The sequence below is a fragment of the Halalkalicoccus tibetensis genome (assembly GCF_037996645.1).
Lineage (GTDB): Archaea > Halobacteriota > Halobacteria > Halobacteriales > Halalkalicoccaceae > Halalkalicoccus > Halalkalicoccus tibetensis.
In genome coordinates this window covers 161,729-187,281 of record NZ_JBBMXV010000003.1, presented here as the reverse complement: position 1 = coordinate 187,281, position 25,553 = coordinate 161,729, and the positions used below count along the sequence as shown (strand labels likewise).

26 protein-coding genes are annotated in these 25,553 nt (G+C 68.2%); 9 read left to right on the top strand and 17 right to left on the bottom strand.

From position 1 onward, the window contains the following. Nucleotides 1-58 precede the first annotated feature (58 nt). Nucleotides 59-907, top strand: coding sequence for an alpha/beta fold hydrolase (locus WOA58_RS09415; RefSeq protein WP_340603939.1), 849 nt, complete (start codon nt 59-61; stop codon nt 905-907). A gap of 35 nt (nt 908-942) precedes the next feature. Next, the gene (gene ligA / locus WOA58_RS09410) at nt 943-3,138 is read left to right on the top strand and encodes an NAD-dependent DNA ligase LigA (RefSeq protein ID WP_340603938.1); all 2,196 of its coding nucleotides are present in this window, start codon (nt 943-945) and stop codon (nt 3,136-3,138) included. A 22-nt stretch (nt 3,139-3,160) separates the two neighbouring features. Here ligA and WOA58_RS09405 read toward each other — a convergent pair whose 3' ends face one another. From WOA58_RS09405 to WOA58_RS09395, 3 genes are read right to left on the bottom strand one after another with little or no spacing between them, the layout of a single operon-like run. Next, complete coding sequence (locus WOA58_RS09405) at nt 3,161-4,051, bottom strand: ABC transporter permease (RefSeq protein WP_340603937.1); 891 nt, start codon at nt 4,049-4,051, stop codon at nt 3,161-3,163. Continuing rightward, nucleotides 4,048-4,980: an ABC transporter ATP-binding protein gene (locus WOA58_RS09400; protein ID WP_340603936.1), complete on the bottom strand. Its 933-nt coding sequence runs from the start codon at nt 4,978-4,980 to the stop codon at nt 4,048-4,050. The genes WOA58_RS09405 and WOA58_RS09400 overlap by 4 nt, the downstream gene beginning before the upstream one ends. Before the next feature lie 43 nt (nt 4,981-5,023). Next, entirely contained in the window at nt 5,024-5,278 is a 255-nt protein-coding gene (locus WOA58_RS09395) for a hypothetical protein (RefSeq protein WP_340603935.1), read from the bottom strand. Nucleotides 5,279-5,378: 100 nt separating this feature from the next. On the opposite strand from WOA58_RS09395, the gene WOA58_RS09390 reads away from it, so the two are divergent. Further along, entirely contained in the window at nt 5,379-7,112 is a 1,734-nt protein-coding gene (locus tag WOA58_RS09390) for an excinuclease ABC subunit C (protein WP_340603934.1), read from the top strand. A 31-nt stretch (nt 7,113-7,143) separates the two neighbouring features. Here WOA58_RS09390 and WOA58_RS09385 read toward each other — a convergent pair whose 3' ends face one another. Then, nucleotides 7,144-7,959, bottom strand: a complete 816-nt coding sequence (locus WOA58_RS09385; RefSeq protein ID WP_340603933.1) for a DUF7839 domain-containing protein — start codon at nt 7,957-7,959, stop codon at nt 7,144-7,146. A gap of 180 nt (nt 7,960-8,139) precedes the next feature. Between WOA58_RS09385 and WOA58_RS09380 the strand changes: the two genes are divergently transcribed. Next, nucleotides 8,140-8,625 carry an acyl-CoA thioesterase gene (locus WOA58_RS09380; protein WP_340603932.1) on the top strand — a complete coding sequence of 162 codons (486 nt, stop codon included), beginning with the start codon at nt 8,140-8,142 and terminating at the stop codon, nt 8,623-8,625. A gap of 16 nt (nt 8,626-8,641) precedes the next feature. Here the strand turns inward: WOA58_RS09380 and WOA58_RS09375 are convergent, their stop codons facing one another. After that, the gene (locus tag WOA58_RS09375; protein ID WP_340603931.1) at nt 8,642-9,634 is read right to left on the bottom strand and encodes a ribonucleotide-diphosphate reductase subunit beta; all 993 of its coding nucleotides are present in this window, start codon (nt 9,632-9,634) and stop codon (nt 8,642-8,644) included. Beyond that, complete coding sequence (locus tag WOA58_RS09370) at nt 9,634-12,033, bottom strand: ribonucleoside-diphosphate reductase subunit alpha (protein WP_340603930.1); 2,400 nt, start codon at nt 12,031-12,033, stop codon at nt 9,634-9,636. The genes WOA58_RS09375 and WOA58_RS09370 overlap by 1 nt, the downstream gene beginning before the upstream one ends. Nucleotides 12,034-12,395: 362 nt before the next feature. Between WOA58_RS09370 and WOA58_RS09365 the strand changes: the two genes are divergently transcribed. Continuing rightward, nucleotides 12,396-13,709: a cobyrinic acid a,c-diamide synthase gene (locus WOA58_RS09365; protein ID WP_340603929.1), complete on the top strand. Its 1,314-nt coding sequence runs from the start codon at nt 12,396-12,398 to the stop codon at nt 13,707-13,709. 3 nt (nt 13,710-13,712) lie between these two features. On the opposite strand, the gene uvrB is transcribed toward WOA58_RS09365, so the two are convergent. The 3 genes from uvrB to WOA58_RS09350 form a co-directional block, all read right to left on the bottom strand. Further along, entirely contained in the window at nt 13,713-15,773 is a 2,061-nt protein-coding gene (gene uvrB, locus WOA58_RS09360) for an excinuclease ABC subunit UvrB (protein WP_340603928.1), read from the bottom strand. 200 nt (nt 15,774-15,973) lie between these two features. Beyond that, nucleotides 15,974-16,414, bottom strand: a complete 441-nt coding sequence (locus WOA58_RS09355; protein WP_340603927.1) for a hypothetical protein — start codon at nt 16,412-16,414, stop codon at nt 15,974-15,976. Continuing rightward, nucleotides 16,414-16,773, bottom strand: a complete 360-nt coding sequence (locus WOA58_RS09350) for a cyclic nucleotide-binding domain-containing protein (protein ID WP_340603926.1) — start codon at nt 16,771-16,773, stop codon at nt 16,414-16,416. The genes WOA58_RS09355 and WOA58_RS09350 overlap by 1 nt, the downstream gene beginning before the upstream one ends. A 128-nt stretch (nt 16,774-16,901) precedes the next feature. Between WOA58_RS09350 and WOA58_RS09345 the strand changes: the two genes are divergently transcribed. The 3 genes from WOA58_RS09345 to WOA58_RS09335 all read left to right on the top strand — a co-directional run bounded on the left by WOA58_RS09345 (nt 16,902) and on the right by WOA58_RS09335 (nt 19,990). Next, nucleotides 16,902-17,543, top strand: a complete 642-nt coding sequence (locus tag WOA58_RS09345; RefSeq protein WP_340603925.1) for a type 1 glutamine amidotransferase — start codon at nt 16,902-16,904, stop codon at nt 17,541-17,543. A gap of 73 nt (nt 17,544-17,616) precedes the next feature. Next, nucleotides 17,617-18,378 carry a sulfite exporter TauE/SafE family protein gene (locus WOA58_RS09340; protein WP_340603924.1) on the top strand — a complete coding sequence of 254 codons (762 nt, stop codon included), beginning with the start codon at nt 17,617-17,619 and terminating at the stop codon, nt 18,376-18,378. Nucleotides 18,379-18,433: 55 nt separating this feature from the next. Then, nucleotides 18,434-19,990: a stage II sporulation protein M gene (locus tag WOA58_RS09335; RefSeq protein ID WP_340603923.1), complete on the top strand. Its 1,557-nt coding sequence runs from the start codon at nt 18,434-18,436 to the stop codon at nt 19,988-19,990. 186 nt (nt 19,991-20,176) lie between these two features. On the opposite strand, the gene WOA58_RS09330 is transcribed toward WOA58_RS09335, so the two are convergent. The 3 genes from WOA58_RS09330 to WOA58_RS09320 all read right to left on the bottom strand — a co-directional run bounded on the left by WOA58_RS09330 (nt 20,177) and on the right by WOA58_RS09320 (nt 22,111). Then, nucleotides 20,177-20,857 carry a class I SAM-dependent methyltransferase gene (locus tag WOA58_RS09330; RefSeq protein ID WP_340603922.1) on the bottom strand — a complete coding sequence of 227 codons (681 nt, stop codon included), beginning with the start codon at nt 20,855-20,857 and terminating at the stop codon, nt 20,177-20,179. A 40-nt stretch (nt 20,858-20,897) separates the two neighbouring features. Beyond that, a complete protein-coding gene (locus WOA58_RS09325; RefSeq protein WP_390220950.1) occupies nt 20,898-21,413 on the bottom strand; it encodes a magnesium transporter in 516 nt (171 codons plus the stop codon). Nucleotides 21,414-21,541: 128 nt separating this feature from the next. Beyond that, a complete protein-coding gene (locus WOA58_RS09320; RefSeq protein ID WP_340604587.1) occupies nt 21,542-22,111 on the bottom strand; it encodes a magnesium transporter in 570 nt (189 codons plus the stop codon). Between the two features lie 140 nt (nt 22,112-22,251). Here WOA58_RS09320 and WOA58_RS09315 point away from each other — a divergent pair, with 140 nt between their 5' ends. After that, complete coding sequence (locus tag WOA58_RS09315) at nt 22,252-22,830, top strand: DUF7090 family protein (RefSeq protein ID WP_340603920.1); 579 nt, start codon at nt 22,252-22,254, stop codon at nt 22,828-22,830. A 35-nt stretch (nt 22,831-22,865) separates the two neighbouring features. Here WOA58_RS09315 and WOA58_RS09310 read toward each other — a convergent pair whose 3' ends face one another. From WOA58_RS09310 to WOA58_RS09290, 5 genes are all read right to left on the bottom strand, one after another. Next, nucleotides 22,866-23,648 (bottom strand): DUF7089 family protein, encoded by a 783-nt coding sequence (locus tag WOA58_RS09310; protein ID WP_340603919.1) that lies wholly within the window; start codon nt 23,646-23,648, stop codon nt 22,866-22,868. Further along, complete coding sequence (locus WOA58_RS09305; protein ID WP_340603918.1) at nt 23,648-23,740, bottom strand: adenosine deaminase; 93 nt, start codon at nt 23,738-23,740, stop codon at nt 23,648-23,650. Before WOA58_RS09305 ends, WOA58_RS09310 begins: the two co-directional genes overlap by 1 nt. Nucleotides 23,741-23,914: 174 nt before the next feature. Beyond that, nucleotides 23,915-24,433 (bottom strand): Zn-ribbon domain-containing protein, encoded by a 519-nt coding sequence (locus WOA58_RS09300; protein WP_340603917.1) that lies wholly within the window; start codon nt 24,431-24,433, stop codon nt 23,915-23,917. Beyond that, the gene (locus tag WOA58_RS09295) at nt 24,433-24,819 is read right to left on the bottom strand and encodes a DUF2073 domain-containing protein (RefSeq protein WP_340603916.1); all 387 of its coding nucleotides are present in this window, start codon (nt 24,817-24,819) and stop codon (nt 24,433-24,435) included. Before WOA58_RS09295 ends, WOA58_RS09300 begins: the two co-directional genes overlap by 1 nt. Before the next feature lie 4 nt (nt 24,820-24,823). Then, a complete protein-coding gene (locus WOA58_RS09290) occupies nt 24,824-25,465 on the bottom strand; it encodes an Era-like GTP-binding protein (RefSeq protein ID WP_340603915.1) in 642 nt (213 codons plus the stop codon). Nucleotides 25,466-25,553 lie beyond the last annotated feature (88 nt).

Sequence of the window (25,553 nt, the reverse complement as noted above, 5' to 3'; positions counted from 1 at the left end):
TCCGGGATCGACACACGACCGGCCAAACGGTTAGTGACTGGCGGCCCTCAGCGTTCCCATGGAGTCCTACGAGGAGTGGACCGCGGCCCAGGAGTCCGAAACGGTGAGCGTCGACGGCCACGGGCTCGAGATGGCCTACCGCGACGAGGGTTCCGGGGGCGAAGGGGGCGGGCCCCTGGTCTTCCTACACGGGATCCCGACGAACTCCTATCTGTGGCGCGAGGTCGCGCCCGCCTTCGAGGACGAGCGTCGCGTGATCGTCCCGGACATGGTCGGCTACGGGAGCTCGGACATGCACGACGGCTTCGACCGCTCGATCCGCGCCCAGGAGATCGCGGTCGAGGACCTGCTTTCCGGGCTGGGGATCGACTCGTGTACGTTCGTCGGCCACGACCTGGGTGGCGGGGTCGGCCTCCGGCTCGCGGCCCACCGGCCCGACCTGGTCGAGGAGCTGGTGCTTTCCAATGCGGTGGCCTACGACTCCTGGCCGGTCCAGTTCGTCACCGACATGGGGCTGCCGTCGTTCCCCCGCGAGAACGAGCCCGAGGAGGTGCGCGAAACGCTCGGTGAGACCTTCAGGCAAGGTGTCTACGGCGAGGCCGACGACGCCTTCGTCGAGGGGATGGTCGAGCCGTGGGCCAGCGAGGAGGGAGCCGTCTCTTTGTCGCGGGCGGCAAGCGCGACCAACACCAACCATACGACCGAGATCGATCCCTCGACGATCGAGGCCGGGACGCTGCTTCTGTGGGGCGCGGAGGACGAGTTCCAGCCGATCGAGTACGCAGAGCGCCTCGCGGAGGACGTCGACGAAAGCGAGCTCGTCGCGCTCGATGAGGCCTATCACTGGGTGGTCGAGGACCGCCCCGAGGCCTACCGCGAGCATCTCCGGGAGTTCCTCGACGGATAGGGGCGTTTTTGCCCGCCCGGACGAAAGGGCCGACAATGAGCGAGCAGGAGGAAAACCCCTACCTGAGGGACCCACCCGAGGAGCTCACCCCCGTCGACGAGCTCTCGGAGAGCGAGGCCGAGCGCGAGGCCGAGCTGTTGCGCGAGGCGATCCGCCACCACGACCGGCGCTACTACGCCGAGAACGACCCCGTCATCGCGGACCGCACGTACGACCGGCTCTTCCAGCGACTGGTCGACGTCGAGGAGAGCTTCGGGCTACAGACCGTAGACAGCCCCACCCGGCGGGTCGGCGGCGAGCCGCTGGACGAGCTCGAGACCGTCGAGCACGTCGCGCCGATGCTCTCGATCCAGCAGAGCGGCGAGGCCGAGGACGTCCGGGAGTTCGGCGAGCGCATGAACCGGGAGGTGGGAGGGGTCGAGTACACCTGCGAGCCGAAGTTCGACGGCGTCTCGATCGAGGTCGTCTACGAGGACGGCGAGTTCGAGCGCGCGGTGACCCGCGGCGACGGGCGGGAGGGCGACGACGTGAGCGCCAACGTCAGGACCATTCGATCGATCCCCCAGCGGCTTCGGGGTGAGTATCCGGACTTCCTCGCGGTCCGCGGCGAGATCTACATGCCCCGCGACGCGTTCCAGGAGCACAACCGCGAGCGCGTCGAGCGCGGCGACGAGCCGTTCGCGAACCCCCGAAACGCCACCGCGGGCAGCATCCGCCAGCTCGATCCCTCGATCACCGCCGAACGCCCATTGGACTGTTTCTTCTACGACGTCCTCGCGGCGCGAAGCGATACGAGCGGCACGGGAGACGCGGACGCGGCTTCCGGGGTTCCGGACGCCAGCCAGGAGTTCGAAACCCATTGGGAGGAGGTCACGACCCTGCCGGAGTACGGGCTGAAGACGAACGAGCGCGCCGAGCTCGTCGACGACGTCGAGGGGGCGATCGACTACCGCGACGAGCTGGTCGAGGAGCGCGAGTCGCTGAACTACGAGATCGACGGCGTCGTGATCAAGGTCAACGACAAGGCCGCCTGCGAGGAGCTCGGCGCGACCTCGCGACACTACCGCTGGGCGTTCGCTTACAAGTTCCCCGCGCGCGCCGGCGAGACCAGGATCGGCGAGGTCGCCCTCCAGGTCGGCCGGACGGGGCGGCTGACCCCCGTGGCGCTGCTCGATCCCGTCGACGTCGGCGGCGTCACCGTCTCGCGGGCGAGCCTCCACAACCCCGCGGAGATCGAGGAGAAGGAGGTCAACGTCGGTGACGTGGTCCGGGTCGAGCGCGCGGGCGACGTGATCCCCTACGTCGCCGAGGTGGTCGAGAAGCGCTCGTCGGGCTACTACGAGTTCCCCGGGAGCTGCCCGGTCTGTGACAGCGCGATCGAGCGCGACGGTCCGATCGCCTTCTGTACCGGCGGGCTCGCCTGCACGGCCCAGCTCCGTCGGTCGGTCCAGTACTACGCGAGCGACTCCGGCCTCGACATCGAGGGACTGGGCGGCGAGCGGGTCGACCAGTTGCTCGAGGCCGGCCTCGTCGAGGAGAGCGTCGCCGACCTCTACCGGCTGGATCGCGAGGCGCTCGTCGGGCTGGAGGGCTGGGGCGAGAAGAGCGCCGAGAACCTGATGAGGGAGCTCGAGGACTCGAAGTCGCCGCCACTCTTCGCCTTCCTCTCGGCGATCGGCATCCCCCACGTGGGTCGGGCGACCGCCCGCGAGCTCGCGGACGCGTTCGGCGACCTCGAGAGCCTGATGGAGGCGAGCCGGGAGGAGCTCGAGGGGGTCGACGAGATCGGCGAGGTGGTCGCCGGCGAGATCCGCGAGTTCTTCGACAGCGAGGAGAACAGACGGGTGCTCCGCGAGCTTCGCGAGGCCGGCGTCGAGCCCCGATCGGTCAAACGGGAGTCGGGCGACGCCCTCGAAGGACTGACGTTCGTCTTCACGGGCTCGCTGCCCGACCGGACCCGAAGCGAGGCCCAAGAGCTGATCGAGGGGCTCGGCGGATCGGTCACGGGAAGCGTCTCGGGCAACACCGACTACCTCATCGTCGGCGAGGAGCCGGGAACGAGCAAGCGCGAGGACGCCGACGCGAACGACGTGACCGAGCTCGACCCGGAGGAGTTCGAGGAGCTGGTTGGGACGGACGAGGACGCGGAAACGGACGAGGAGTCGAACGAACGAGAGGCGAACGGGCAAGAGTCATCGGACCAACGAACGCTCGGGGACTCGTTTCAGTAACGAGGGCCCCGATCGGGCGCTCTCAGAGATCGGCGTCCCGGAAGATGAGATAGCCCAGCACGGGCGGGACGACCAGCCACGCGAGGAAGAGGAGGGCGACGACCGGATCCGAGAAGTACCACGCGAGGGGGTCGAGCTCCTGGGCGTAGAACTGGCCGACGAACCCGTCGAACAGCGCGACGCGCGCGCCCAACTCGTCGCCCGTCCAGAGGATCGCCGCGAGCGACTGATAGGCGTCGACCGGGTTGAGAAGCCGCGTCGCGAGCTGGAGCTCGACGAGCGCGCCGAAGCCGACGTCGGTGTACTCGTCGAGCAGGCTGACCAGCCCCTCGGCGAAGCTCGCCCAGAACAGCGCGAAGGTGACGTAGACGCCGACGTTGCCGAGCATGGCCCGCCGTCGGGTGCCCGCGGCCGCGCTGATCCCGACCGCGAGACAGACGAACACGACGCCCAACAGCGCCGACAGCAGCGCGAAGGCGACGAAGTTGCCGACCTCGAGGCTCACGGGCGTGATCAGGAAGACAATCGCCGCCGCGAGGAAACCGACCAGAATGGGTAGGACGATCACGGCGCTGCGCCCGATCACCTTCCCGAGGACGACGTCCCGCCGGGAGTGGGGCAGCGCGAGCAGCAGCTTCAGCGTCCCCGAGTCGCGCTCGCCCGCGACCGCGGCGTAGGCGAGCACGATCGCGACGATCGGGATGAGGAAGGCGACGAACGACGACAACAGGTTGACGAACGCGTCGGAGGTGATCGTCTCGGCGCCGACCTGGTCGGCGATCACGTCGCTCTCGCGGCCGATGAAGTACGCGGGGACAACGAAGACGACGACGAACAGCGCCGACAGCGCGAGCACCCACCACGAGCGGATCGAGTCCGCGAAGTCCTTGCGGGCGATCGCCTGCCAGCTCATGCCGCACCCTCCGTGTAGGACCGGAAGAGGTCCTCGAGCGAGGCCTCCTCGGTCTCGAAGTCACGGACCTCCGCGCCCTCCTCCTCGAGGGTGCTCAACACGGTCGTCTTCGAGGCGTCGTCGACCGACACCCGGAGGGCCGAGCCGTTCTGCTCGACCCCCGAGACGCCCTCGAGCGCGCGCACGCGGTCGACGGCCCGCGAGGGAAGCTCGCCGACCGAGATCCGGAGGGTGGCGTCGGTCCCGGCGGCCTCGCGCAACCCCTCGACGCTGTCCTCGGCGACCAGCTCACCCCCCCGGAGGATCCCGACCCGGTCACAGACGGCCTCGACCTGCCCGAGGATGTGCGAGGAGAAGAACACCGTCGCGCCGCGGTCGACCTCCTGGCGAACGATCTCGCGCATCTCGAGGGCGCCGTTGGGGTCGAGCCCGGTCGAGGGTTCGTCCAGGATGAGGAGGTCGGGCTCGCCGACCAGCGCCATCGCGAGCGCGAGCCGCTGGGTCATCCCCTTCGAGTAGCCCCCGGCCTTGCGATCGGCGGCGTCGGCGATCCCCACGCGCTCGAGCAGCGCGTCGGGGTTCTCACTCGTTCCCTTCGACTCGATCGCGAACTCGACGTGTTTCCGGCCCGAAAGGCGGTCGTAGACGTCGAACCCCTCGGGGAGGACGCCGGTGCGCTCGCGGACCCGGACGCTGTCGGCGTGGGCGTCGTGGCCCAGCACCTCGATGCTCCCCTCGGTCGGGTGGACGAAGTCGAGGATCATGTTGATCGTCGTCGACTTGCCCGCGCCGTTGGGTCCGAGAAAGCCGAAGACCTCGCCGTCCCGGACCTCGAGGTCGAGGTCGTCGACGGCGACGACCTCCTCGGAGGAGCCGAGCCCCCCGTCGTCGTACCGTTTCGTGACGCCCCGTAGCTCGATCGCGGTCATTACCCGCGCTTGTTCCAGCCCCGGTATAGGTCTTTAGGTCGAATCAGACCGACTCGTCGGGCTCGTGGCGCTCGGCCATCCGATCGGCCTCCTGGGCGTAGCGCTCGGCGTTCTCCTCGGCGATCGGCGCCAGCTTCTCGGCCTCGACCTCCATGGCGGCGGTCGCGTCGGCGCCGGTCGCCGCGGCGCGCTCGGTGACGTACTGCTCCTCGCCGCCGGGCGGGGCGTAGACCAGCCGGATCAGCCCCTTGTCGTCGTACGTGCGCTCGACCAGCCAGCACCGGACGGTATCGCTCATACCCGCGATTCGACCGCCGGGTGTTTGTAGGCGGCGGTCGCGGCCTGAAGGGGCCGCGAGGGCGGCAGGTTCAAACGAGCCCGGCGGCTAGAACGGGTGAATGGACGGGGCCGAACTCAGGGATCGAGCAGCGACGCTGCCGCGCGAGCCGGGGGTCTACCAGTTCCTCGCCGACGGGACGACGCTGTACGTCGGGAAGGCCGTCGACCTCAGGAGCCGGGTACGATCCTACGCCGACCCCCGGAGCGAGCGGATCCGTCGAATGGTCCGGGGCGCCGAGGCGATCGACTTCGCGGTGACCGACACCGAGACCCAGGCGCTGTTGCTGGAGGCGAACCTGATAAAACGCCACCAGCCCCGCTACAACGTCCGGCTGAAGGACGACAAGTCCTACCCGCTGGTGCAGCTGACCGACCACGAGTTCCCCCGCATCGAGATCACGCGCGATCCCGATCCGGCCGCGACCGCCTTCGGCCCCTTCACGAACAAGGGGGTCGTCGAGGTCGTGGTGAAGGCCCTCCGGGAGGTCTACGGCGTGCGGGGCTGTTCGGACCACAAGTTCTCGGGCAGGAAACGCCCCTGTCTCGACCACGACATCGGGCTCTGTACCGCCCCCTGTACCGGCGAGATCGGGCGGGAGGCCTACGTCGAGGACGTCGAATCGGTGAAACGCTTCTTCGCCGGCGAGACGGGGGTACTGGCCGACCCCCTCAGGCGACGCATGGAGCGGGCGGCCCAGGAGCAGTCGTTCGAGCGGGCGGCGAGTCTCCGCGATCGGCTGGAGGCCGTCGAGGGCTTCCACGAGGGCCGCGGGGAGGCGATCAGCGACGCGACCGACGCGCGCCACGTCGACGTGCTCGGGGTCGCGACCGAGGGCGAGCGCGCGATCGTCGCCCGGCTGCAGGGCGAGGGCGGCCAGCTGGTCGACCGGGACCGCCACCACCTCTCGATCCCCGACGCCGAGGACGGCCACGCGGGCGTGCTCGCGGCGTTCATCGCCCAGTACTACGCCGAGCGCGACCTGCCCGAGGCGATCCTGCTGCCCGAGGACCCCGCCGACGCCGAGCTGCGGGGCTGGCTCGAAAGCGAGGGGGTCGACCTCCGGGTGCCCGGCGCGGGCCGGGAGGCCACCCTGGTCGATCTGGCGATCAAGAACGCGCGCCGGGGCGACTACAGCGACGACCCGGTCAGCGCGCTCGCCGAAGCGCTCTCGATGCCCCGCCCCGAGCGCATCGAGGGGTTCGACGTGAGCCACGCCCAGGGGAAGGCGGCCGTGGGCAGCGACGTGCTGTTCGTCGGCGGCGAAAGCGACACGTCGGGCTACCGCCGCAAGAAACTGGAGGAGCGAAACGACGACTACGCCAACATGCGCGCGCTCGTACGCTGGCGCGCGCTTCGGGCGGTCGAGGGACGGGACGACCGGCCCGATCCCGACCTCCTGCTGATCGACGGCGGGGAGGGCCAGCTCGACGCCGCCCGCGAGGCGATGCGCGAGGTCGGCTGGGACGTCCCCGCGGTCGGGCTCGCGAAGGCCGAGGAGCTGGTGATCACGCCCGAGGGACCGCTCGACTGGCCCTCCGACGCCGCGCACCTCCACCTCCTCCAGCGGGTGCGCGACGAGGCCCACCGCTTCGCAGTCCAGTACCACCAGACGCTTCGCGACGACGTCTCGACGGTTCTCGACGACGTGCCAGGGATCGGCCCCAAGACGAGGACGAGCCTGCTGCGGCGGTTCGGCAGCGTCGAGGGGATCCGCGCGGCCTCGCCGGCGGACCTACAGAGTGTCGAGGGCGTCGGCGAGAAGACGGCGCAGACGATAGCCGAACGCCTCTGAGGCGTGGAGACGATCGCCGAGCGGCTCCGGGCTACCTATCCGCGGCCTCGACCATCTGGTAGCCGACGGTCCCCTCGCGCAGCCGCTCGGTGTGGGCCGCGAGCCGGTCGTCCGAGGCGAGCAGGAGCACGTCGAGCCCCTTCGTCGCCGCTTCTCGAACCGCTTCGGGCGTCCCGAAGCGGACGTCGACCCCGACGTCGGCCGCGCTGGCCGCCGCGACCGCCTCGGTGCCCGCGGTCGCCACCAGGTCGTGGTCGGCGGCGTACTCGGCGATGGTCCCGGGGTCGGCGACCCCGCTCCCCCCGTCGACCACCGTCGGGAGCGAGACGATCGTCACCTCCCCGAGCTCGTAGTCGAGCACGCCCTCGAAGTCGGTGATCCCGACGTCCCCGCCCGCCTCGGCGCCCGTGATCGCGACCGCGCTGGCGCCGCGCGCGCTCGCCTCGGGGCTCGCCCGGAGGACGCCCTCCTCCATCGAGAGCGAGACCGACCGTCCCTCCTCGATCCGCCCGGTCGCGAGCGCGGTCTCGACCTCGACCTGTCCGATGACGTCCTCGGCGACGTGGGTCGTGAACTCCCGGAGTTCGTCGGTCCGCGAGATCAGCCAGTCGACGCCCTCCTTGCTCACCTCGTAGCGCCCGCGACCGCCCTTCTCGACGTAGCCCTCCTCGACCAACCCCCCCAGGTAGTCGCTGACCGCCTGGGCGGTGATCCCGATGGCGTCGGCGATCTCCTGCTGGCTGACGGCGGGCTGGCGCTCGGCGATCTGGACCAGGATCTGATACCGGGTGGCGTCGCGCTTGCTGCGCAGGACGCTCGACCCGCCGGTGTCGTCGGTGTCCGCCATTGGTCCTCATCGAGAGCCGGAGGACAAGTAGTTTTGTACTACCGCCGCCGCGACCCGTACTGGGTTCCAGTCGGCTTGTGTTCGGACGGCGTTCCGCCGAACCGAACCCGCACGGAAAACAATTTAATTTGTGTTAAGGCAAGTGGGTCGATTTAAGCGGGTGGAGCGGGAAGCGATCCCATGGCAGTCCCCGTCTCTGACCGGGTCTCGCTCGCGGACTCCCACACGGAGATGAGCGAGATCCTCATGCCGAACCACACGAACAACCTCGGGCGGGCGCTCGGGGGGTCGGTGCTCCACTGGATGGACATCTGTGGGGCGATCTCGGGCAGGCGGTTCGCGAAGCGCCAGGTCGTCACCGCCTCGATGGACCACGTCGACTTCCTGGGGGAGATCGAGCTCGGCGACATCGTCGTCGTCGAGGGCTACGTCTTCGATACCGGGCGGACGAGCATGGACGTCAAGGTCGACGTGCGGGCCGAACGGCCCAGCGAGGGCGAACGCCGCGACACCGCGAGCTCGTTTTTCACCTTCGTCGCGCTCGACGACGAGGAGTCGCCGACGGCGGTCCCCGATCTCGCCTGCCCGACCGACGAGCAGGCCGAACTCCGCGATCTGGCGCTCGAACGGCGTCGCGAACGGCGCGAGCGCCTCGCCCGGGAGTAGTCAGTCGGTCAGTCCCTCACCACTCGAGCGAGCCGCCCGACTGGTACTCCGCGACGTTGGTCTCGAAGAAGTTCTTCTCCTTGTTCAGGTCGACCTGTTCGGCCATCCACGGGAACGGGTTGTCGGTGTCGTAGACCGGCTCCATCCCGAGCTGGTCGAGGCGCCTGTCGGCGACGTACTCGACGTACTCCGCGAACTGTTCGGGTCCCATGCCGAGGACCTCCTCGGGGCAGGCCTCGCGGGCGTACCGGCGCTCGAGCTCGACGGACTCGCGGATCAGCCCCTCGATCTCGGCCTCGAACTCCTCGGTCCAGACCCCCGGGTTCTCGTCGCGGATCGTCTCGATCAGGTCGACCCCGAAGTTCAGATGCAGCGACTCGTCGCGCATGATGTACTCGAACTGCTCGCCGACGCCGACCATCTTTCCTTGACGTTTGAGCCCCAGCATCATCGCGAAGCCCGCGTAGAAGAAGATCCCCTCCATGATGACGTAGAAGCCGACGAGATCCCGGAGGAACTCCCGAACGTCCTCCTCGCTCTCGATCTCGAAGGTCGGGTCGTCGATCACCTGCGTGAGGTCGACGACGAACTCGTCCTTGGCCTCGATCGCGGGGATGCGGTCGTACATCCCGTACATGTACTCGGGATCGAACCCCAGCGAGTCACAGCAGTAGATGAACGTGTCCGTGTGGATCGCCTCCTCGTAGGCCTGGCGCAGCAGGTACTGGCGACACTCGGGGGCGGTGACGTAGTCGTAGACCGCGAGAACGATGTTGTTGGCGGTCAGCGATTCGGCGGTCGAGAAGAAGCCGAGGTTCCACTCGACGAGCTGTCGTTCTTCACTACTGAACTCGTGGTTCTCCCACTGGTGGACGTCGTCGGCCATCGGCACCTCCTCGGGAGTCCAGTTGTTGGCGACGCCGGCCTTGTAGTACTCGCGGGCCCAGTCGTAGTCGATCGGCAGGATCTTGTTGGGGTCGTGGTGGCCCTGGTTGTTGATGATCGGCATTACTGGCAGGCCTCACAGGTGGGGTCCTCGACGCTCGGCAGGCTGTTCCCCTCGTCCTCGTCGTCATCGTCATCCGAATCGCGGAACTGGGTGTCGTCGTACTCGCGCATGTCCAGCGTGGTCTTCTCGACCTGGCTCGCGCCCAGCGTCCGGAGGTAGTAGGTCGTCTTCAGGCCGAGTTCCCAGGCGGTCTCGTAGACGCCCGCGAGCAGCGAGCCGTCCGTCGACGGGAAGAAGACGTTGTGCGACTGGCTCTGGTCGATCCAGGTCGCACGCTCCGCGGAGAGGCGGAGCTGGTGGCGCGGGTCGATCTCGAAGGCGCCCCGGTGGAGCTCCTTCAGCTCCTCGGGGATCGCGTCGATCTCCTGGATCGAGCCGTCGTGGTACTTGATCCGGTCGCGGATCTCGTCGGTCCACAGGCCACGTTCCCTGAGGTCGGAAACGAGGTGGTCGTTGATCACGGTGAAGTCGCCCGACATGTTCGACTTCACGTAGAGGTTCGAGTAGACCGGCTCGATCGAGGGGGTCGTCCCGGCGATCGTCGAGATGGTCGCCGTCGGCGCGACCGCCATCGTGTTGGAGTTTCGCATCCCGTGTTCGGCGACGTGTTCTCGCACCCGTCCCCAGTCGAGGCGCTCCTCGACGTCGATCGGGATCTCCCGGCCGCGCTCCTCCTCGAGGAGCGAAACGGTGTCCTGCGGGAGGAGGTCGCGGTCCCACTTCGAGCCCTCGTAGCTCTCGTAGGCCCCGCGTTCTGCGGCCAGTTCCGAGGAGCCGAGAATCGCGTGATAGGAGACGATCTCTTGGGTACGATCGGCGAACTCGACGGCCCCCTCGGAGTTCATCGCGATCCCCTGGTCGAGCAGGGCGTCGTGAAAGCCCATGACGCCGAGGCCGATCGGCCGGTGGCGCATGTTCGAGCGTTCGGCCTTCTCCGTGGGGTAGAAGTTCAGGTCGACGACGTTGTCGAGCATCCGCATCGCGGTGTGAACCGTGTCCTCCAGCCGTTCGCGGTCGAGGCCCTCCCCGTCGACGTGGCGCGAGAGGTTCACCGAGCCGAGGTTGCAGACGGCGGTCTCCTCCTCGCTGGTGTTCAGCGTGATCTCCGTACAGAGGTTCGAGGAGTTGACGACGCCCGCGTGGTCCTGGGGCGAGCGGACGTTACAGGGGTCCTTGAACGTGATCCACGGGTGGCCGGTCTCGAACAGCCGGGTGAGCATGGTCCGCCACAGCTCATCGGCCTCGACGCGTTCGTACTGGTCGAGCTCGTCGTTTTCGGCCTGCCGTTCGTACTCCCGATATTTCTCCTCGAACTCGGCACCGTAGGAGCCGTGCAGGTCGGGCACCTCGTCGGGCGAGAACAGCGTCCACTCCCCGCCGTCCTGGACGCGCTTCATGAACAGGTCGGGCACCCACGCCGCGGTGTTCATGTCGTGGGTGCGCCGGCGCTCGTCGCCGGTGTTTCGCCGCAGGTCGAGAAAGGCGGGGAAGTCCATGTGCCACGCCTCGAGGTAGGCACAGGCCGCCCCGCGCCGTTTCCCGCTCCTGTTGATCGCGCCGGTCACGTCGTTCGAGATCTTCAGGAACGGGACCGTCCCCGTCGACTCGACGCCCGTCGAGGAGATCCGCGCGCCGCTGGCGCGTAGGGGCGTCCAGTCGTTGCCGAGCCCGCCGGACCACTTCGAGAGCTTCGCGTGTTCCTTGTAGGCGTCGAAGATCCCCTCGAGGTCGTCGGGAACGGTCGTGAGGTAACACGAGGAGAGCTGCGGGTGGGTCGTCCCGGCGTGGAACAGCGTCGGCGTCGAGTGGACGAACCGCAGCGTCGAGAGTAGCTCGTAGAACTCCTTCGCGTACTCCTCTCGCTCCTCGGGGGCCTCCCGGAGCGCGATCCCCATCGCGACGCGCATCCAGAACGTCTGGGGCAGCTCGATTGGCTCGTCGCCGTCACGGAGGAAGTAGCGCTGGTACAGCGTCTCCATCGCCATGTGGTCGAGCCGGTCATCGCGGTCGAGCTCCAGCGCCTCGGCGAGGCTCGACAGGTCGTACTCGGCCATGCGCTCGTCGAGCAGGTCGGTCTCGACCCCGCGCTCGATGGAGGCGACGAACGACTCCCGGTACGCGTCCTCGCGATCCCCGGGCTCGACGTCGCCGACGCGCTCCTCGAAATACCGCTCCCGGAAGACGCGAGCCGCGACGCGTTTGTAGGCGGGGTTTCGCTCGATGCGAGCGCTCAGCGCGCCCACGATCGCCTCGTAGAGCTCCTCGCGGCTCGCGCCCTCGTAGCAGTCGCGCTCGGCCGAGCGGACGACCTCCTCGAAGGCCTCGTCGTCAACCCGGTCGCTCCATGCCTCTCGCAGTATCGATTCGATCGTGTCGGTTCGTGTCGTAGCCTGGCTCATAGGTAGATACGGTCCGACAGCGTCGCCACTGGTGGCGCAACGCCGTTCGGGGGCGGCGGATCGGGCCGTGTCACGTCTATCCGACGGGATCGGCATAAATATTCCCAACCTCGTTTTCTGTAATACAAGTTCAGTTTACTACGGTCGCGGGTTCGGGACCGGACCGCTCGGGACTCACGGACAGCCCTCGCGGCCCGGCCCGATACGAACCCCCCTGCCGAGCCGCGAGCGGGCCCCTGAGCGGGCGGGTGAAGCACCGACCGATTAAAGTCCGGTTGGGGTCGATACGGTCCAGTGACCTTCGGCCAACCGCGAGATTCCCGGAGCCCTCGTACGACCGGGCCGGGAAGGGGTGGGGGATCGTGAAGGGATTCGTCCTCGGAGGAGTGAGTTCGAACGTCGGCAAGACCGTCGCGACCCTTGCGACGATCCGCGCGCTCGATCGGGCGGGGCGGGCGGTCCAGCCCGCGAAGGCCGGCCCGGATTTCATCGATCCGAGCCACCACCGACGGGTGGCGGGCCGCCCCTCCCGGACGCTCGACCCGTGGCTCCAGGGCGAGGACGGAATGGGGCGCAACTACCACCGTGGCGAGGGCGATATCTGTATCGTCGAGGGGGTGATGGGGCTCTACGACGGCGAGGTCTCGAGCACCGCAATGGTCGCGGAGGCGCTCGACCTGCCGGTCGTCCTCGTCGTCGACGCCTCGGCGGGCATGGAGAGCGTCGCGGCGACCGCGCTTGGCTTTCGAGAGTATGCGTCCCACGCCGGTCGCGACGTCGAGGTCGCGGGGATCATCGCCCAGCGCGCCCAGGGCGGGCGCCACGAGCGGGGGATCAGGGATGCGCTGCCCGAGGGGTTGGAGTACTTCGGGCGGATCGCGCCCGACGAGGCCCTCGAGATCCCCGACCGCCACCTCGGCCTGGAGACCGGCGAGGAGGCGCCGCTGAGCGACGAGGCGCTCGACGCCGCGAGCGAGCACCTGCGCGTCGAGCGGCTCCTCGACGTCGCGCGCGATCCGCCGCGGCCCGAAGGGGAAGAATCGACGGGTACGGGGTCGAACGCGCCCACCGACAAGCGGATCGCCGTCGCGCGCGATTCCGCCTTCCGCTTCTGCTACCCCGCGACGATCGAGCGCCTGCGCGAGCGCGGCGAGGTCGTGACGTTCTCGCCGGTCGCGGGCGACGCGCTGCCCGACTGCGACGCGGTCTACCTCCCCGGCGGGTACCCGGAACTGCACGCCGAGGCGCTCTCGGGATCGCCCGCGCTCGAGGAACTGGCAGGACGGGCGGGCGAGGGACTGCCCGTGTTCGGCGAGTGCGGCGGGCTGATGACGCTCTCCGAGTCGCTGACGACGGCGGATGGCGAGACCTACCCGATGGCCGGCGTCCTCCCGGCCGAGGTTCGGATGCACGAGCGCTATCAAGCGCTCGATCACGTCGAGCTGCGGGCGACGCGCGACGCCCTCACCGCCTCCGGGGGAACGGCGCTGCGGGGTCACGAGTTCCACTACTCGAGTGCCGACGTCGGTTCGGACGCCCGCTTCGCCTTCGAGATGGAGCGTGGCGAGGGGATCGACGGCGAGCACGACGGACTCGTCGAACACCAGGTGCTGGGGACCTACTGTCACTTCCACCCCGAGAGCGGGGCGTTCGACGCGTTTCTCGACGGGTTGTAGGCCTCAGAAGTCGGGTTCGGGCTCGGGAACGACGCCCTCGTCGTCCTCGAGCGCGTCGAACTCCTCGCGCAGCTCGCGGATCCGGTCGCGGATGTCCGCCGCGAGCTCGAACTCCAGGTTGCCCGCGGCCTCGTCCATGCGCTCCTCCAAGGCCTGGATCCGCGCCTGGGCGGCCTCGGCGTCCTCGGGGGCATCGCCCGTCACGCCGCCGGTGTCGGTCTTGCTTCCCGGGAGGTTGGTCTCGCCGACCGCCTTGTCGATGGTCGTCGGCGTGTAGCCGTGTTCGGCGTTGAACTCGCGCTGGATCTCGCGGCGGCGCTGGGTCTCGTCGATCGCCTCGGCCATCGCGTCGGTCGTCTCGTCGGCGTACAGGACGACCTCACCCTCGGCGTTTCTGGCCGCTCGCCCCATCGTCTGGATGAGGGTGGTCCGCGAGCGCAGGAACCCCTGCTGGTCGGCGTCGAGGATGGCTACTAAGGAGACCTCGGGGATATCCAGACCCTCCCGAAGCAGGTTGATCCCCACGAGCACGTCGAACTCGCCCAGCCGGAGCCCCCGGATCAGCTCGTGGCGCTCCAGCGTGTCCGTCTCGTCGTGCATGTACTCGACGCCCACGCCCGCGTTCTCGAGGTACTCGGTGAGGTCCTCGGCCATGCGCTTGGTGAGGGTGGTCACGAGCACGCGCTCGTCGCGCTCGGTTCGCTCCTGAATTCGGGCCATCAGGTCGTCGATCTGGCCCTCCGCCGACTGGACCTCCACGGCGGGGTCAACCAGATGAGTGGGTCGAACGATCTGCTCGACGACCTGTTCGCTGTTCTCGCGCTCGTACTCGCCCGGGGTCGCGGAGACGTACAGCCGCTTTCCGACGCGCTCCTCGAACTCCTCGAAGGTCAGCGGGCGGTTGTCGTAGGCGGTGGGCAGCCGAAAGCCGTTCTCGACCAGCGAGTCCTTCCTCGACTTGTCGCCGGCGTACTGGCCCTTGATCTGCGGAATGGTCTGGTGGGATTCGTCGATGACGGTGAGGAAGTCGTCGGGGAAGTAGTCGAGCAGGGTGAAGGGCGGGTCGCCCGACTCGCGCTCCGAGAAGTAGACCGAGTAGTTCTCGATGCCCGAACAGTAGCCCGTCTCGCGGAGCATCTCCAGGTCGAAGGTGGTCCGCTCCTCGATGCGCTGGGCCGCGAGCATGTCGCCCTGGCGCTCGAAGTAGCGGATCCGCTTCTCCAGGTCCTCCTCGATCTCGTCGATGGCGCTTTCCAGCCGGCTCTCGGGAATCGAGTAGTGTTCTGCGGGGTGGATGAGTACAGCAGGCTCCTCGCTTTTCAGCTCGCCCTCGAGGGGGTCGAGCTTCGTGAGGCGGTCGATCTCGTCGCCCCAGAACTCGACGCGCACGGCGTACCGGCCGTACATCGGGAACACCTCGACGGTGTCGCCGCGCACTCGAAAGGTACCCTGGGTGAAGTCGACGTCGTTTCGCTCGTAGTTCAGGTCGACCAAGCCTTTGAGGAGTTCGTCGCGCTCGATCCGCTGGCCCTGCTCCAGTTGGAGGCTCATGTCGACGTAGTTGCGCGGGTCGCCGAGCCCGTAGATCGCCGAGACCGAGGCGACGACAATCACGTCGTCGCGGGTCAGCAGCGACCGGGTCGCGGAGTGGCGCAGCCGGTCGATCTCGTCGTTGATCGAGGCGTCCTTGTCGATGTACGTATCGCTGGCCTCGACGTAGGCCTCGGGCTGGTAGTAGTCGTAGTAGGAGACGAAGTACTCGACGGCGTTGTCCGGGAACAGGTTCCTGAACTCCTCGTACAGTTGCGCGGCGAGCGTCTTGTTGTGCGCGATGACGAGGGTAGGAGTTTGAATGCCCTCGACGGTCCAGCTAACGGTGTTGGTCTTGCCCGAGCCCGTCACGCCCAGGAGAGTCTGGCGGTCCATCCCCGACTCGTAGCCCGAGACCAGCTGTTCGATCGCCTCGGGCTGGTCGCCGGCGGGCTCGAAGGGGGCCTCGACGCGAAACGGCTTCTCGGCCTCCGGTCTGTCGGGCTGCAGCGGGCCCGAACTGCTGTCGCTCATTGTGGATAGCAGGGCTCCCAGCCACTTGATCCGCTCGCCTGTAGGGTGAAAGTGAAGCGAGCACGAGCGGTCTCCCGCAGGAGAAATCATATATCAGGTAAAAACTATTTATCATGGATTCGATAGCACCCGACTGGCTGTACCGCCCGGCGTACGTCATCGTCTTCGCGCTGGTGGTAGCGTTCGGGACGAGTGCGGCGTTACACTACCTCGGGATCGACTTCGCGCCGGGTTTCGAGCTCGGGGCCCTGGTCGGACTGGTGGTCGTCTTCCTCGTCCTCAGCTACGACCAGTACCGAGATCGTCCCGGGATCAGTCGAGATAGCCCCGGAGGGCAGCGACGACTCGATCGACGAACGTCTCGGCGACGCGACCCTGCCAGGCCACCAAATCTCGCTCCGGGGCGAATGTATCGACCATGGGGCGACGAACGACTCCTCGGGGACGCCGCCCGTTTCCCAGACGTCGTCGGCCAACCGGATCGACGGCTCGTACTCCTTGCGCGAGACGGCCGCCGCGATGAACTGCTCGGTGTCGAAGGGATGGCGGTCGTCGGACAGGATAAGCCAGGGTCGCTGCTTGTCGGTTTCCAGTTTGAACGGGTCGGCGCTACGGACTACGTCACCACGTTCGGGCTGCATCACTCACGCTCGCTGGGATGGGGCTCGTCGGGCGCGTGTTCGTCCCATTTCTCCGGGTCGACCCCACCGTCCTCGTCGTCCAGCACCGCCGTTTCGCGGTGCAGTCGGTAGGCCGACCGTAGCCGCTCGCGATCCTCGGTGATCGCCCAGTAGTTGCCCCGATGGCGGACCAGTTCGCGCTCCTTCAGCCGGGAGAGCGCCGTCCCGACCCCGTTGGGATCGGCGTCGATCCCGGCGGCGATCTCCGAACGGGTGAACGCCCGGTCGTCGTTCGCGGCGAGGAACCGAACCACTCGTTCGGGGACGCTCGGGCCGTCCGGGAGCCGCCCCTCGGCGAAATCGTCGATACTGATGGGCATAGCGTCGTATTGGCGTGCTGTCGTAATGAGTGTACTGGCGTGCTGGTGTATCGGAGTCCCCATCAGGGTACCTCACGCTCCCTCGCCCACCGACAACGATTACCACTCCCGCCCGCTACTCACGGCCGATGATCCTCGTCGTCCACAACGAGCCCGACCCCGGCTCGCGCTACCACACCGAGGAGCTCGCACGGCAGTTCCCCGACCGGCGCGAGCACGACTTCGCGAGCGAGGGTTCCCCGCCGGACCTCGGGGACGTCGATGGCGTCGTCCTCGCGGGGAGCACGGCCGGCGTCTACGAGGCCGACGAGCACCCGTGGATGGCCGAGCAGGCCGAGTGGATCCGCGATCTCGTCGGGGAGGGCGTGCCGACGCTTGGCGTCTGTTTCGGCCATCAGGCGATCAACGGGGCGCTCGGCGGGCGCGTCGAGCACCGGGGGCTTCGCTGCGCGCTCGTCGAGCCCGAGTTCGACGACAGTCCGTTGTTCGATGGCGTCGGTCCCGGCGTGGCGGCAGTCCACGGCGACTGGGTGGTCGAGGCCGGCGAGGGGATGGAGCCGATCGCCTCGCTGCCCAACTACCCGCTGTTCGCGACCCGCCACCGCTGGGCCCCGGTCTGGAGCGTCCAGTTCCACCCTGAGTGCACCGAGCGGTTCTACCGGGTGGCGGGGGAGAAACACGGCTGGGAACCCCACGAGGAGTCGGTGGAAGCGTTCGCGGCGACGGAGCTGTTCGGGAACTTCCGGCGGCTCGCGGAGGATCGTCGGTAGCCGTCCGCGGGGTCGTCGCCCGATCGACCGCAAGGGGAACCCTCAACCGTACTACGCGAGTAGGCTGGGGCGAATGGACTTCGGGCTCGGGATCGGGATCCTCCTCGTTCTCACGGTGCTCTCCTTCGTCGGCGGGACGATCGTCTCGACGATCGGCCCCGGCGGGATCCTCATCGTCACCGGCCTTTACCTGCTGACTCCGTTCTCGAGCGCCGAGGTCGCGGGCACCTCCAGCGCGACGTTCGCCGTCGGCGCGATACTGGGCAGTCTGATATACGCGCGCTCGGGCGAGATCGACTGGACGGTCGCGGGGAGCGTCAGCGCCGCCGCGGCCGTCGGCACCTGGGCCGGCGTGCAGGCCAACGCCTACCTCTCGCGGGAGCTCTACGGGCTGATCCTCGCGGCGATGCTCGCGGCCGTCGGCTGCAACATCGTCTACCGGGAGTACCGCGACCTCGAACCCCGCATCGAGCTCGGCCACGAGGGACGGGATCTCGCCGCGTTCGTCGTTATCGGGCTCGTGATCGGCGTCTTCGGCGGCCTGTTGGGGATCGGCGGGGCGGCGCTGTCGGCGCCGGCGCTCGTGCTCGTCGGCGTCCCAATGCTCGTGACGATCGCGGTCACCCAGGTCGTCGTCCTCTTCACCGCGCTGTTCACGACCGCCAACTACCTGCTGCTGGACGCGGTCGTCACTCCCCTCGTGTTCCTGATCACGGCCGCCTATCTGGGCGGCGTCACACTGGGCTGGTGGCTCGCCCACCGGATCGCCGCCGAGCGCCTGAAGTTCGCGCTCGGGGTCGTCCTGATCGGGCTCGCGGCGTCGCTCCTGGTCTGAGTTCGGGTCCAACGAGTCGTAATGATTATGCGACTGACAGCCGGATCACGGGATAATGAAGGTCACCGACGCGCTCGACGGCGCGCTCTCGACGCTCCTCTCGAAGCCCGCCGGGGTCCTGCCCGCGTACTTCGTCGGCTACGGCGCGGGCACGGTCGCGCGGACGATCCCCCTGATCGGGCTCTTCCTCGCCTATCTGCTCCTGCTCGCCCAGGGCCGCCTCGAACCCGTAGAGGAGGCGCTCGCGGCGGCCGACCTCGAGGCCCTCGACGAGGCCACCGAGGACCCCGCGGCCGCCGACCCCGACGCGCTGCCGGCCGACGCGCTCTCCGAAGCGCTGGCGGGCCTCGTCACCCCGGGCGTGGTGGCGATCGTCGGCCTCTCGATCGTTCTGGGGATCGCGGTCTGGATCGTCGTCGGCGCCGCCTTCCACGCCGGCCAGATACATACCGTCTACGCCGCCCTACTGGGGAGGGAGCCCGTCGAGTCGGGCGTCTCCGGAGCGATCGCCGACGCGAAGCCGTTCGTCGGGCTCCGGATCCTCGAGTACGGCCTCTACCTGCTGGTGACGCTGGTCTACGGGCTGGTCGTCTTCGTCGCGGGTGCGGTCTACACCGCCGACCCCGGGATCGGGCTGGCGGTCGCGGCCGGGGCGGCGCTGCTTGCGCCCGTCTGGCTGCTCTCGCTCCTCCTGATCGCCGCGGTGTTCGTCTTCGCCCCGCAGGCGGTGGTCGTCGACGGCGTGGGGACCGTCGGCGGGCTCAAACGCGGCGCCGGCTTCATCAGGCGGCGACCCGGCGCCTTCGCCGTCTACGTCGCCCTCGCGATCGGGATCTGGCTCGCGACCAGTGGGGCGACCGCCCTGCTCACCCTGGTCGGCGTCCAGAACGTCGTCTCGCTGGTGACGCTGCTGCTCGTCACGCCCTTCCTCCATCTCGTGAAGACCGGGATCTACGCCGAGGGCGACCGGATCGAGGCCCGACCCCTGCTCTCGGGCGAGGGTCCTGGCGTGCGTGCGCGCCTCCGAAACGGCTGGTCTACGAGCATGGGCTCGCTTCGCTCCTTTACCTTCTCGGGGACCGGGCTCTCGCTGACGGGCGCGAGCCTCCTGCTGTTCGGGCTCGGCACCGTCGGGGGCTACCTGATGGTCGGCGAGTTCGCCGTCGAGACCGGCGATATCGGTGATCCCGCCGACGTGTTCGGGGCGTTCCCGGTCGGGACGTTCGTGATGATCGCCGCGAACAACTGGCTGGTCGCGGTCGGCCAGACGTTCGCGGGGCTCGCGCTGGGGATCCCCACGGCCGTCAACCTGCTGTTCAACGGCGCGATCGTCGGGATCGTCGCCGGGATCAGCGCCGACCTGTTCGTCGTCGCCGCGCTGGTCGTCCCCCACGCGATCCTCGAGGTCCCCGCGCTCGCGGTCTCGGGCGCGCTGGGACTCCACCTCGGTCGGGTCGCCTGGCGACGCGCTCGGGGACGGGCCGACGACGCGGCGCTCGCCGAGGAACTCCGCCTCGCCTTTTGGGTCCTCGTGGGGCTCGCGCTCGTGTTCGTGCTCGCCTCGTTCGTCGAGGCGTTCCTCACGCCCCGGATCGCGAGCTGGTTGCTGTAGCTCCATCGGAACCGAAGGGGTTGTGAACGCGTCGCAACGTTTTATCGCGGATGAGAACTAGGATGGAAGAATCGGCGACGCTCGGCCCGAAACCACCCGAACGGCCGTAGAGGACCCCGAAGGAGCGATCACCCGGCGATGATCGGTAGGGACCTCTCGGATGGTAGGGATACGTTTCGGGTGGAACTACGGGACGACCCCGACCGTGAGCAGGGTGCCGTAGGTCCGGTAGCGCTCGACCATCTCCTCCCTGCTCTCCCACTCCTCGGTGGGGAACTCGCTCTCCTCGGGGATCTCTATCTCGCGATCGGGGAGGTTGTCCTGTTCGGCGACGTGGAAGCCGGCCTCGCGGAAGGCTTCGCGGTACTCCAGGCGCGACCAGCGGGTCATCTCCACGGAGATGCGCTCCTGCCACTCGTGGGAGTGGACGTTCTCCTCGTAGTAGTTCACCGCACAGAAGAACGTCCCACCGGGTCGGAGGACTCGCGCGAGCTCCGAGAGGGTGTTGTGGGGGTCACTCGCGTAATAAAAGGCCTCCATCGAGAAGACGTGATCGACCGAGTCGTCGGCCAGCGGGAGTGAGTCGAAGTCCCCGAGCAGGAAGGAGAGGGCGGGGTCGTCGGTGTACGAGCGGGCGTTGCGGACCATCTCGGGCGAGCCGTCGAGGCCGTAGCCCCGTCCCGCGCCCTTGGTTTCGCGCAGCGCCCGCAGCGCGTAGCCCGATCCCGTCCCGAGGTCGAACACCGTATCGCCCTCCTCGACGGGCATGCGCGCGAGCGCGTGTTTCGCGGTGTGCCAGTGGCGGTCCTCCATCCCCCGGTCCTTGCCCCGGGCGGCCCAGTCGTCGAACTCCTCGCGGACGCTCATGGGAGGTCTGGGGTGGCGACGAGGAAACCGGTTCCGGAACTCAGATCACGACCGAGGCGACCGCGAAGAGGATCAGCACGCCGGTGATGTCGCAGACGTTGGTGACGATCGGGATGGTGGTGTCGTCGGGGTCGTAGCCCAGCCGAAAGGAGCCCCAGACCGAGAGGACGCTCAGGACGACCACGAGGACCGCCAGCGCCATCCCGCTGACCATCGAGATCGTGAACACCTCGAGGAGGCTCAGGCTTCCGCCGAGGACCTGCCCGATCGCCCAGGCGGCGACCCCGACCGCGAGGAAGACGGTGGCCGCGAGCCCAAGGATCGCGAGGGTGTTCGCCCGGACGTCGGGGTTCGAGGGGTCGAGCTCGAAGGTCCCGAGGTGGAGCTGGGTCGAGAGGCGGGCGCACATGATCGAGGCGAGGTTTCCTGCCGTACCGATCTGGACGGGCACGAGGATCAACAGCGAGGGATAGGCCAGCAGCGTCTCCTCGAACGCCTCGAGGACCGAGCCCGAGACCATCTGGAGCACCGACAGCCCCGCCAACAGCGGAAGCATCGTCGTCACGATCGTCCGGGTCGCCCACCCTTCGAGGGGGTCGGCGTCGTCCCCGTCCTCCTCGAACAGGCGCTCGTAGAGCCCGTGGATCCGGTCGCTCATCCCCGAGAGGTCGTCGCCGATGAGGCTCACAGCACCCACCCCACGAGGACGACGCCGACCAGCAGGAAGAACACGCCGAAGACGTCGCCCAGCGTCGTCACGAGCGGGCCGACGATGTTGTCGGGGTCGTAGCCCCGTCGGTAGCCGACGAAGACGACGGCCACGAGCACGGAGAGCATCAACAGCGCGCTCAGGAAGCCCGCGATGACCATGACCCCGACCAGCTGGAGGAGGCTCCCCTCCCCGCCCGAGACCAGGAGGACGAGGTAGGCCACCACCGCGATGAAGACGGAGACGGCCATCCCGTTGACGAAGGAGGCGACCACCGCGTTGGTCAGGCGCTCGTCGCGCTCGAAGCGGGGTTCGATCACCCCCTGGTGGAGGCCGCTCGAGAGGCGCGCGCCCAGCGAGCCGTAGACGCCGCCGCGGGTCGCCAGGAAGGCGGGCAGCAACAGGAGCAGCCCGGGCACGCTCTCGATGCCCGCGCGCATCGTCTCGCTGCCGAGGATCGTCCCCGCGAACAGCCCGGCGACGAGGCTGACCAGGATCACCGGGAGGGCGCTCCGGTAGACGTCGAGCGCCGAGTCGTGGACCATGCGTTCGTTCGGTCCCACTCGTCGGCGGTAGAAAAGGGAACCGACGTGGGCAGCGGGGCGGGCCAGTTGACCGGGAACGGGGCGCCACCGGTCGGCTCGCGTTCACGTACGTTTAAGTCGATCGGTCGGGTGCCCCCACTATGGACTACAGGCTCGCGATAGAGGGGGCACCCGAGACGGTGTCGGGTGGTACCGGCGTCCTCCTGTTGCATCCGAGCACCGGCGAGACCGACCGCATCGACACGGACTTCCTCGCGACCGACACCGACCACTTCCTCGTGATCTCGACGCGGACCACCGCCCGCGAGGTCACCCAGAAGCTCGAGTACTACGACGTCGACGAGTCCCGGGCGGTGATCCTCGACACGTTGTCGGTCGAGCGGGGCTACTCGCGGCGAAGCGGCGAGCGGATCCACTACGTTTCCTCGCCCGACGACCTCGACGGGATCGTCTCGCAGGCCCGCGACTTCCTCGACTCGCACGACGGCAAGCTCCGCCTGACCGTCGACTCGGTCACCGAGCTCGCCTACTACGCCGACGAGGACGCGGTCTACGACGCGATGATCGAGATCCTCGCATTGCTCGATGAGTACGACGCCGTCGGCCTCTTCCACCTCTCCCAGGAGGTCCACGACGCCGAGGTCACCGAGAAGTACGTCGAGCTGTTCGACGGCACGATCGACCTCGACGCCGACGGCAGCGTGAGCTGCGAGTTCTGAGTCGGTCGGGCCGGCCGTTCATTACCCGTTGTTCGCTACTCCTCGAGCTCCCCGAACGTCTTCTCCGCCCACCGGACCGCGAAGGGCGCGCCGTGTTCGCGATAGGCCCCCGTGTCGAGCGCGGCGAAGCCCGCGGGCAGCTCCAACCCGTGTTTGATCGCGCTGCAGGCGAGCTCCGTCGCCTCCGCGAAGTCGAGCTCGCCCGTCGCGACCAGCTTCGGCAGCTCCCCGACCCGGCCCTCGAGGCGCTCGCCCGCGTCGACCCACGCCGCGTGTAGTTCGGGGCGCTCGTCCCCCCATCCGGCGAAGACCTCGCGGGTGTGCAGGCCGCGCCAGCCCGTATAGAGCGCGGCGGCGACCTGGTAGGTCGCGTTGGGACCGAGCGACGTCGCCCGCGCGAGGTCGGGATACGACTCGCCGAAGAAGTCCAGGAAGCCCTCGGGGAGATCGAGGCCGACCTCGACGAGCGCCTCCGCGATCAGGAACTCGACGAACGAGTCGGGAACGCCCTCGACGCGCGCCTTGACGAAGCAGATCGGCGGCGTCGTCTGGGTGGTCCACGCGACGCTGCCGTCGCCCGGCAGGCCGACGACGAGGTCCGGACCCGCATATCGCCGCAGGACCTCGGGGGCGTCCGCGGGTAGCCACTCATCGGGATGGTTCGCCGGCGAGATCCCCTCGGTCAGCAGCGCGAGGTCGTCGAGCGCCTCCGGTGGAAGCGTCTCGAAATCGCCCTCGCAGTCGAGCACCAGCGCCCCGGGGGCGTGGTCCTCGCGGACGCCGGCGAGTTCGGGCGTGAGTTCGCGCTCCTGGAACATCAGATGAGGAACGCGTAGTACGCGACCAGCGTAAGCGACACCGCCGCCGAGATCGCGACCGTCCCCACGACGATCTTCGTAGCTTGGCTCATACGAGCCGGGTTGTCATCCGAACGCATAAAGTGTACTCATCCCGCGCTCGGCGTCCGTCGCCCGCCCGGAGGGGCCTACCCCTCCTTCCGGTGGAGGGATCCGGCGATTTCCGGGAACATACGCAGGACTAGACGTGTTGCAGGCGAAACGAAGGGGTTATGGGTCGTGGTAGGTCAGTCCTCCGAGCCGCGCCGGAACGACTCGGGGACCTCGATGACGTAGCGGCCGTTCTCCTGGAGCGCGATGATGAACTCCTCGCGCTTGTAGAGCTCCATCAGGTTGAGCTCGTACTGACCGTGGTCGACGATCCGGATGCTCTCGAACTGGTCGTTGAGCTCCTCGCGCAGCCGGGCGAGGTCGGGCTCTTCGGGCTCCTCGGGATCGCCGGAGTCGTCGGACCGCTCGCGCTCGGGCAGGTCGTCGCTGTCGACGACCGACGAGCGGGCGTCGGCCTGCGCGCTGTCCTCGCGGACCCACGACTTCGACTTCGAACGGGAGTCGGGGGCCGGGGACGGGTCGGGTTCGGGCTCCGGATCGGGCTCGGATTCGGTCGTCGGTTCCGTATCGTCGTCTCCAACGGCCCCCTCCGGCATGAACTGGAACTTGTTGCCCCCGCACTCGGGACAGCCCGAGAGCATCTCCTTGGAGCCGTCCTCGAAGGAGTGGCCGCACTCGGTACACTGGTGGGGCATTACTGGCGCGAGACGAGCGCGCTGATGAGCGACTCGTCCTTGTGAAGCGTCTCGATCTGGTTCGCGGGCCCGATGACGGTGAGCTTCTTGGTCTCCTGCTTGCCCATCAGTCGGCCCAGGAAGCCGCTGTCCTTGGTTTGCGACTTGGGGTAGGTCTCGATCTCGATGCCGTTGAACCCGTCGGGGTTGATCTCGCTCATCGTCACCTCGATCAGTTTCGACTCCTCCTCGGGGGTGAGCCCCTCCTCGAGGATGACGATGTTCCCCTCGTGAACGCCGTCGAGGATCATCCGTATCTTCTCCATGCTCGCGAGTTCGTCCATACGCTCGCCGCTGATGAGGTCGATCTGCACCCCGTCGTCGTCCGGGTCGGTTATCTCTGCCATTCGATCACCCGAAGTACTCCGCGATCTTGTCGTACACTTCGTCCATGTTCTCCCCTTCGAGCGCCGAGAGCTCGACCGTTTCGTGCTGTGGGAAGGCGTTCTCGATGCGCTGGACGTTCGATCCCTCGAGGTCGATCTTGTTCGCGAAGATCAACACGGGCAGGTTCTGACTCTCGATGATCCCCACTAGCATGGTGTTGACCTGCGTGAAGGGGTCCTCCGTCGAGTCGAGCACGTAGATGACGCCGTCGACGTCCTCGCGCAGCCAGTGCATCGCCTCGGCGACGCCCTCGGTGGCCTCCCGGGAGCGCCGGACGGCGTCCTCTTCCTCCATGTCGTAGTCGAGGAACTCGTTGTAGTCGACCTTCGTGGTCACCCCAGGGGTGTCGACGATGTCGATCGAGACCGACTGGCCGTTTCGCTCGATCTCGACGTTCTCCTTCCGGCGGGCGCGCCGGGTCTCGTGGGGGACGTGGCTCTCCGGGCCGACGGCGTCGCCCGTCCAGTCCCGTGCGATGCGGTTCGCGAGCGTCGTCTTGCCCGCGTTCGGTGGCCCGTAGATACCGATCCGTTTCTGCGAGTCGGTAGCGAAAAGCCGGTCTGCCGCGCGTGAGATACTATCTTTGATATCTGTGAACAGTCCCATCCTGTCCTCCCGCGCCAGACGGCGCGTCCATGCGCGTAGACGAATAGGCAACGGTACTTAAGCCTGCGTCAGACACCCATAACAATGA

Coding starts and splice junctions, on each gene's coding strand:
- WOA58_RS09415 (WP_340603939.1), top strand. CDS start 59: ATGGAGTCCTACGAGGAGTGGACCGCGGCCCAGGAGTCCGAAACGGTG.
- ligA (WP_340603938.1), top strand. CDS start 943: ATGAGCGAGCAGGAGGAAAACCCCTACCTGAGGGACCCACCCGAGGAG.
- WOA58_RS09405 (WP_340603937.1), bottom strand. CDS start 4,051: ATGAGCTGGCAGGCGATCGCCCGCAAGGACTTCGCGGACTCGATCCGC.
- WOA58_RS09400 (WP_340603936.1), bottom strand. CDS start 4,980: ATGACCGCGATCGAGCTACGGGGCGTCACGAAACGGTACGACGACGGG.
- WOA58_RS09395 (WP_340603935.1), bottom strand. CDS start 5,278: ATGAGCGATACCGTCCGGTGCTGGCTGGTCGAGCGCACGTACGACGAC.
- WOA58_RS09390 (WP_340603934.1), top strand. CDS start 5,379: ATGGACGGGGCCGAACTCAGGGATCGAGCAGCGACGCTGCCGCGCGAG.
- WOA58_RS09385 (WP_340603933.1), bottom strand. CDS start 7,959: ATGGCGGACACCGACGACACCGGCGGGTCGAGCGTCCTGCGCAGCAAG.
- WOA58_RS09380 (WP_340603932.1), top strand. CDS start 8,140: ATGGCAGTCCCCGTCTCTGACCGGGTCTCGCTCGCGGACTCCCACACG.
- WOA58_RS09375 (WP_340603931.1), bottom strand. CDS start 9,634: ATGCCGATCATCAACAACCAGGGCCACCACGACCCCAACAAGATCCTG.
- WOA58_RS09370 (WP_340603930.1), bottom strand. CDS start 12,033: ATGAGCCAGGCTACGACACGAACCGACACGATCGAATCGATACTGCGA.
- uvrB (WP_340603928.1), bottom strand. CDS start 15,773: ATGAGCGACAGCAGTTCGGGCCCGCTGCAGCCCGACAGACCGGAGGCC.
- WOA58_RS09355 (WP_340603927.1), bottom strand. CDS start 16,414: ATGCAGCCCGAACGTGGTGACGTAGTCCGTAGCGCCGACCCGTTCAAA.
- WOA58_RS09350 (WP_340603926.1), bottom strand. CDS start 16,773: ATGCCCATCAGTATCGACGATTTCGCCGAGGGGCGGCTCCCGGACGGC.
- WOA58_RS09345 (WP_340603925.1), top strand. CDS start 16,902: ATGATCCTCGTCGTCCACAACGAGCCCGACCCCGGCTCGCGCTACCAC.
- WOA58_RS09340 (WP_340603924.1), top strand. CDS start 17,617: ATGGACTTCGGGCTCGGGATCGGGATCCTCCTCGTTCTCACGGTGCTC.
- WOA58_RS09335 (WP_340603923.1), top strand. CDS start 18,434: ATGAAGGTCACCGACGCGCTCGACGGCGCGCTCTCGACGCTCCTCTCG.
- WOA58_RS09330 (WP_340603922.1), bottom strand. CDS start 20,857: ATGAGCGTCCGCGAGGAGTTCGACGACTGGGCCGCCCGGGGCAAGGAC.
- WOA58_RS09325 (WP_390220950.1), bottom strand. CDS start 21,413: ATGCTTCCGCTGTTGGCGGGGCTGTCGGTGCTCCAGATGGTCTCGGGC.
- WOA58_RS09320 (WP_340604587.1), bottom strand. CDS start 22,111: ATGGTCCACGACTCGGCGCTCGACGTCTACCGGAGCGCCCTCCCGGTG.
- WOA58_RS09315 (WP_340603920.1), top strand. CDS start 22,252: ATGGACTACAGGCTCGCGATAGAGGGGGCACCCGAGACGGTGTCGGGT.
- WOA58_RS09310 (WP_340603919.1), bottom strand. CDS start 23,648: ATGTTCCAGGAGCGCGAACTCACGCCCGAACTCGCCGGCGTCCGCGAG.
- WOA58_RS09305 (WP_340603918.1), bottom strand. CDS start 23,740: ATGAGCCAAGCTACGAAGATCGTCGTGGGGACGGTCGCGATCTCGGCG.
- WOA58_RS09300 (WP_340603917.1), bottom strand. CDS start 24,433: ATGCCCCACCAGTGTACCGAGTGCGGCCACTCCTTCGAGGACGGCTCC.
- WOA58_RS09295 (WP_340603916.1), bottom strand. CDS start 24,819: ATGGCAGAGATAACCGACCCGGACGACGACGGGGTGCAGATCGACCTC.
- WOA58_RS09290 (WP_340603915.1), bottom strand. CDS start 25,465: ATGGGACTGTTCACAGATATCAAAGATAGTATCTCACGCGCGGCAGAC.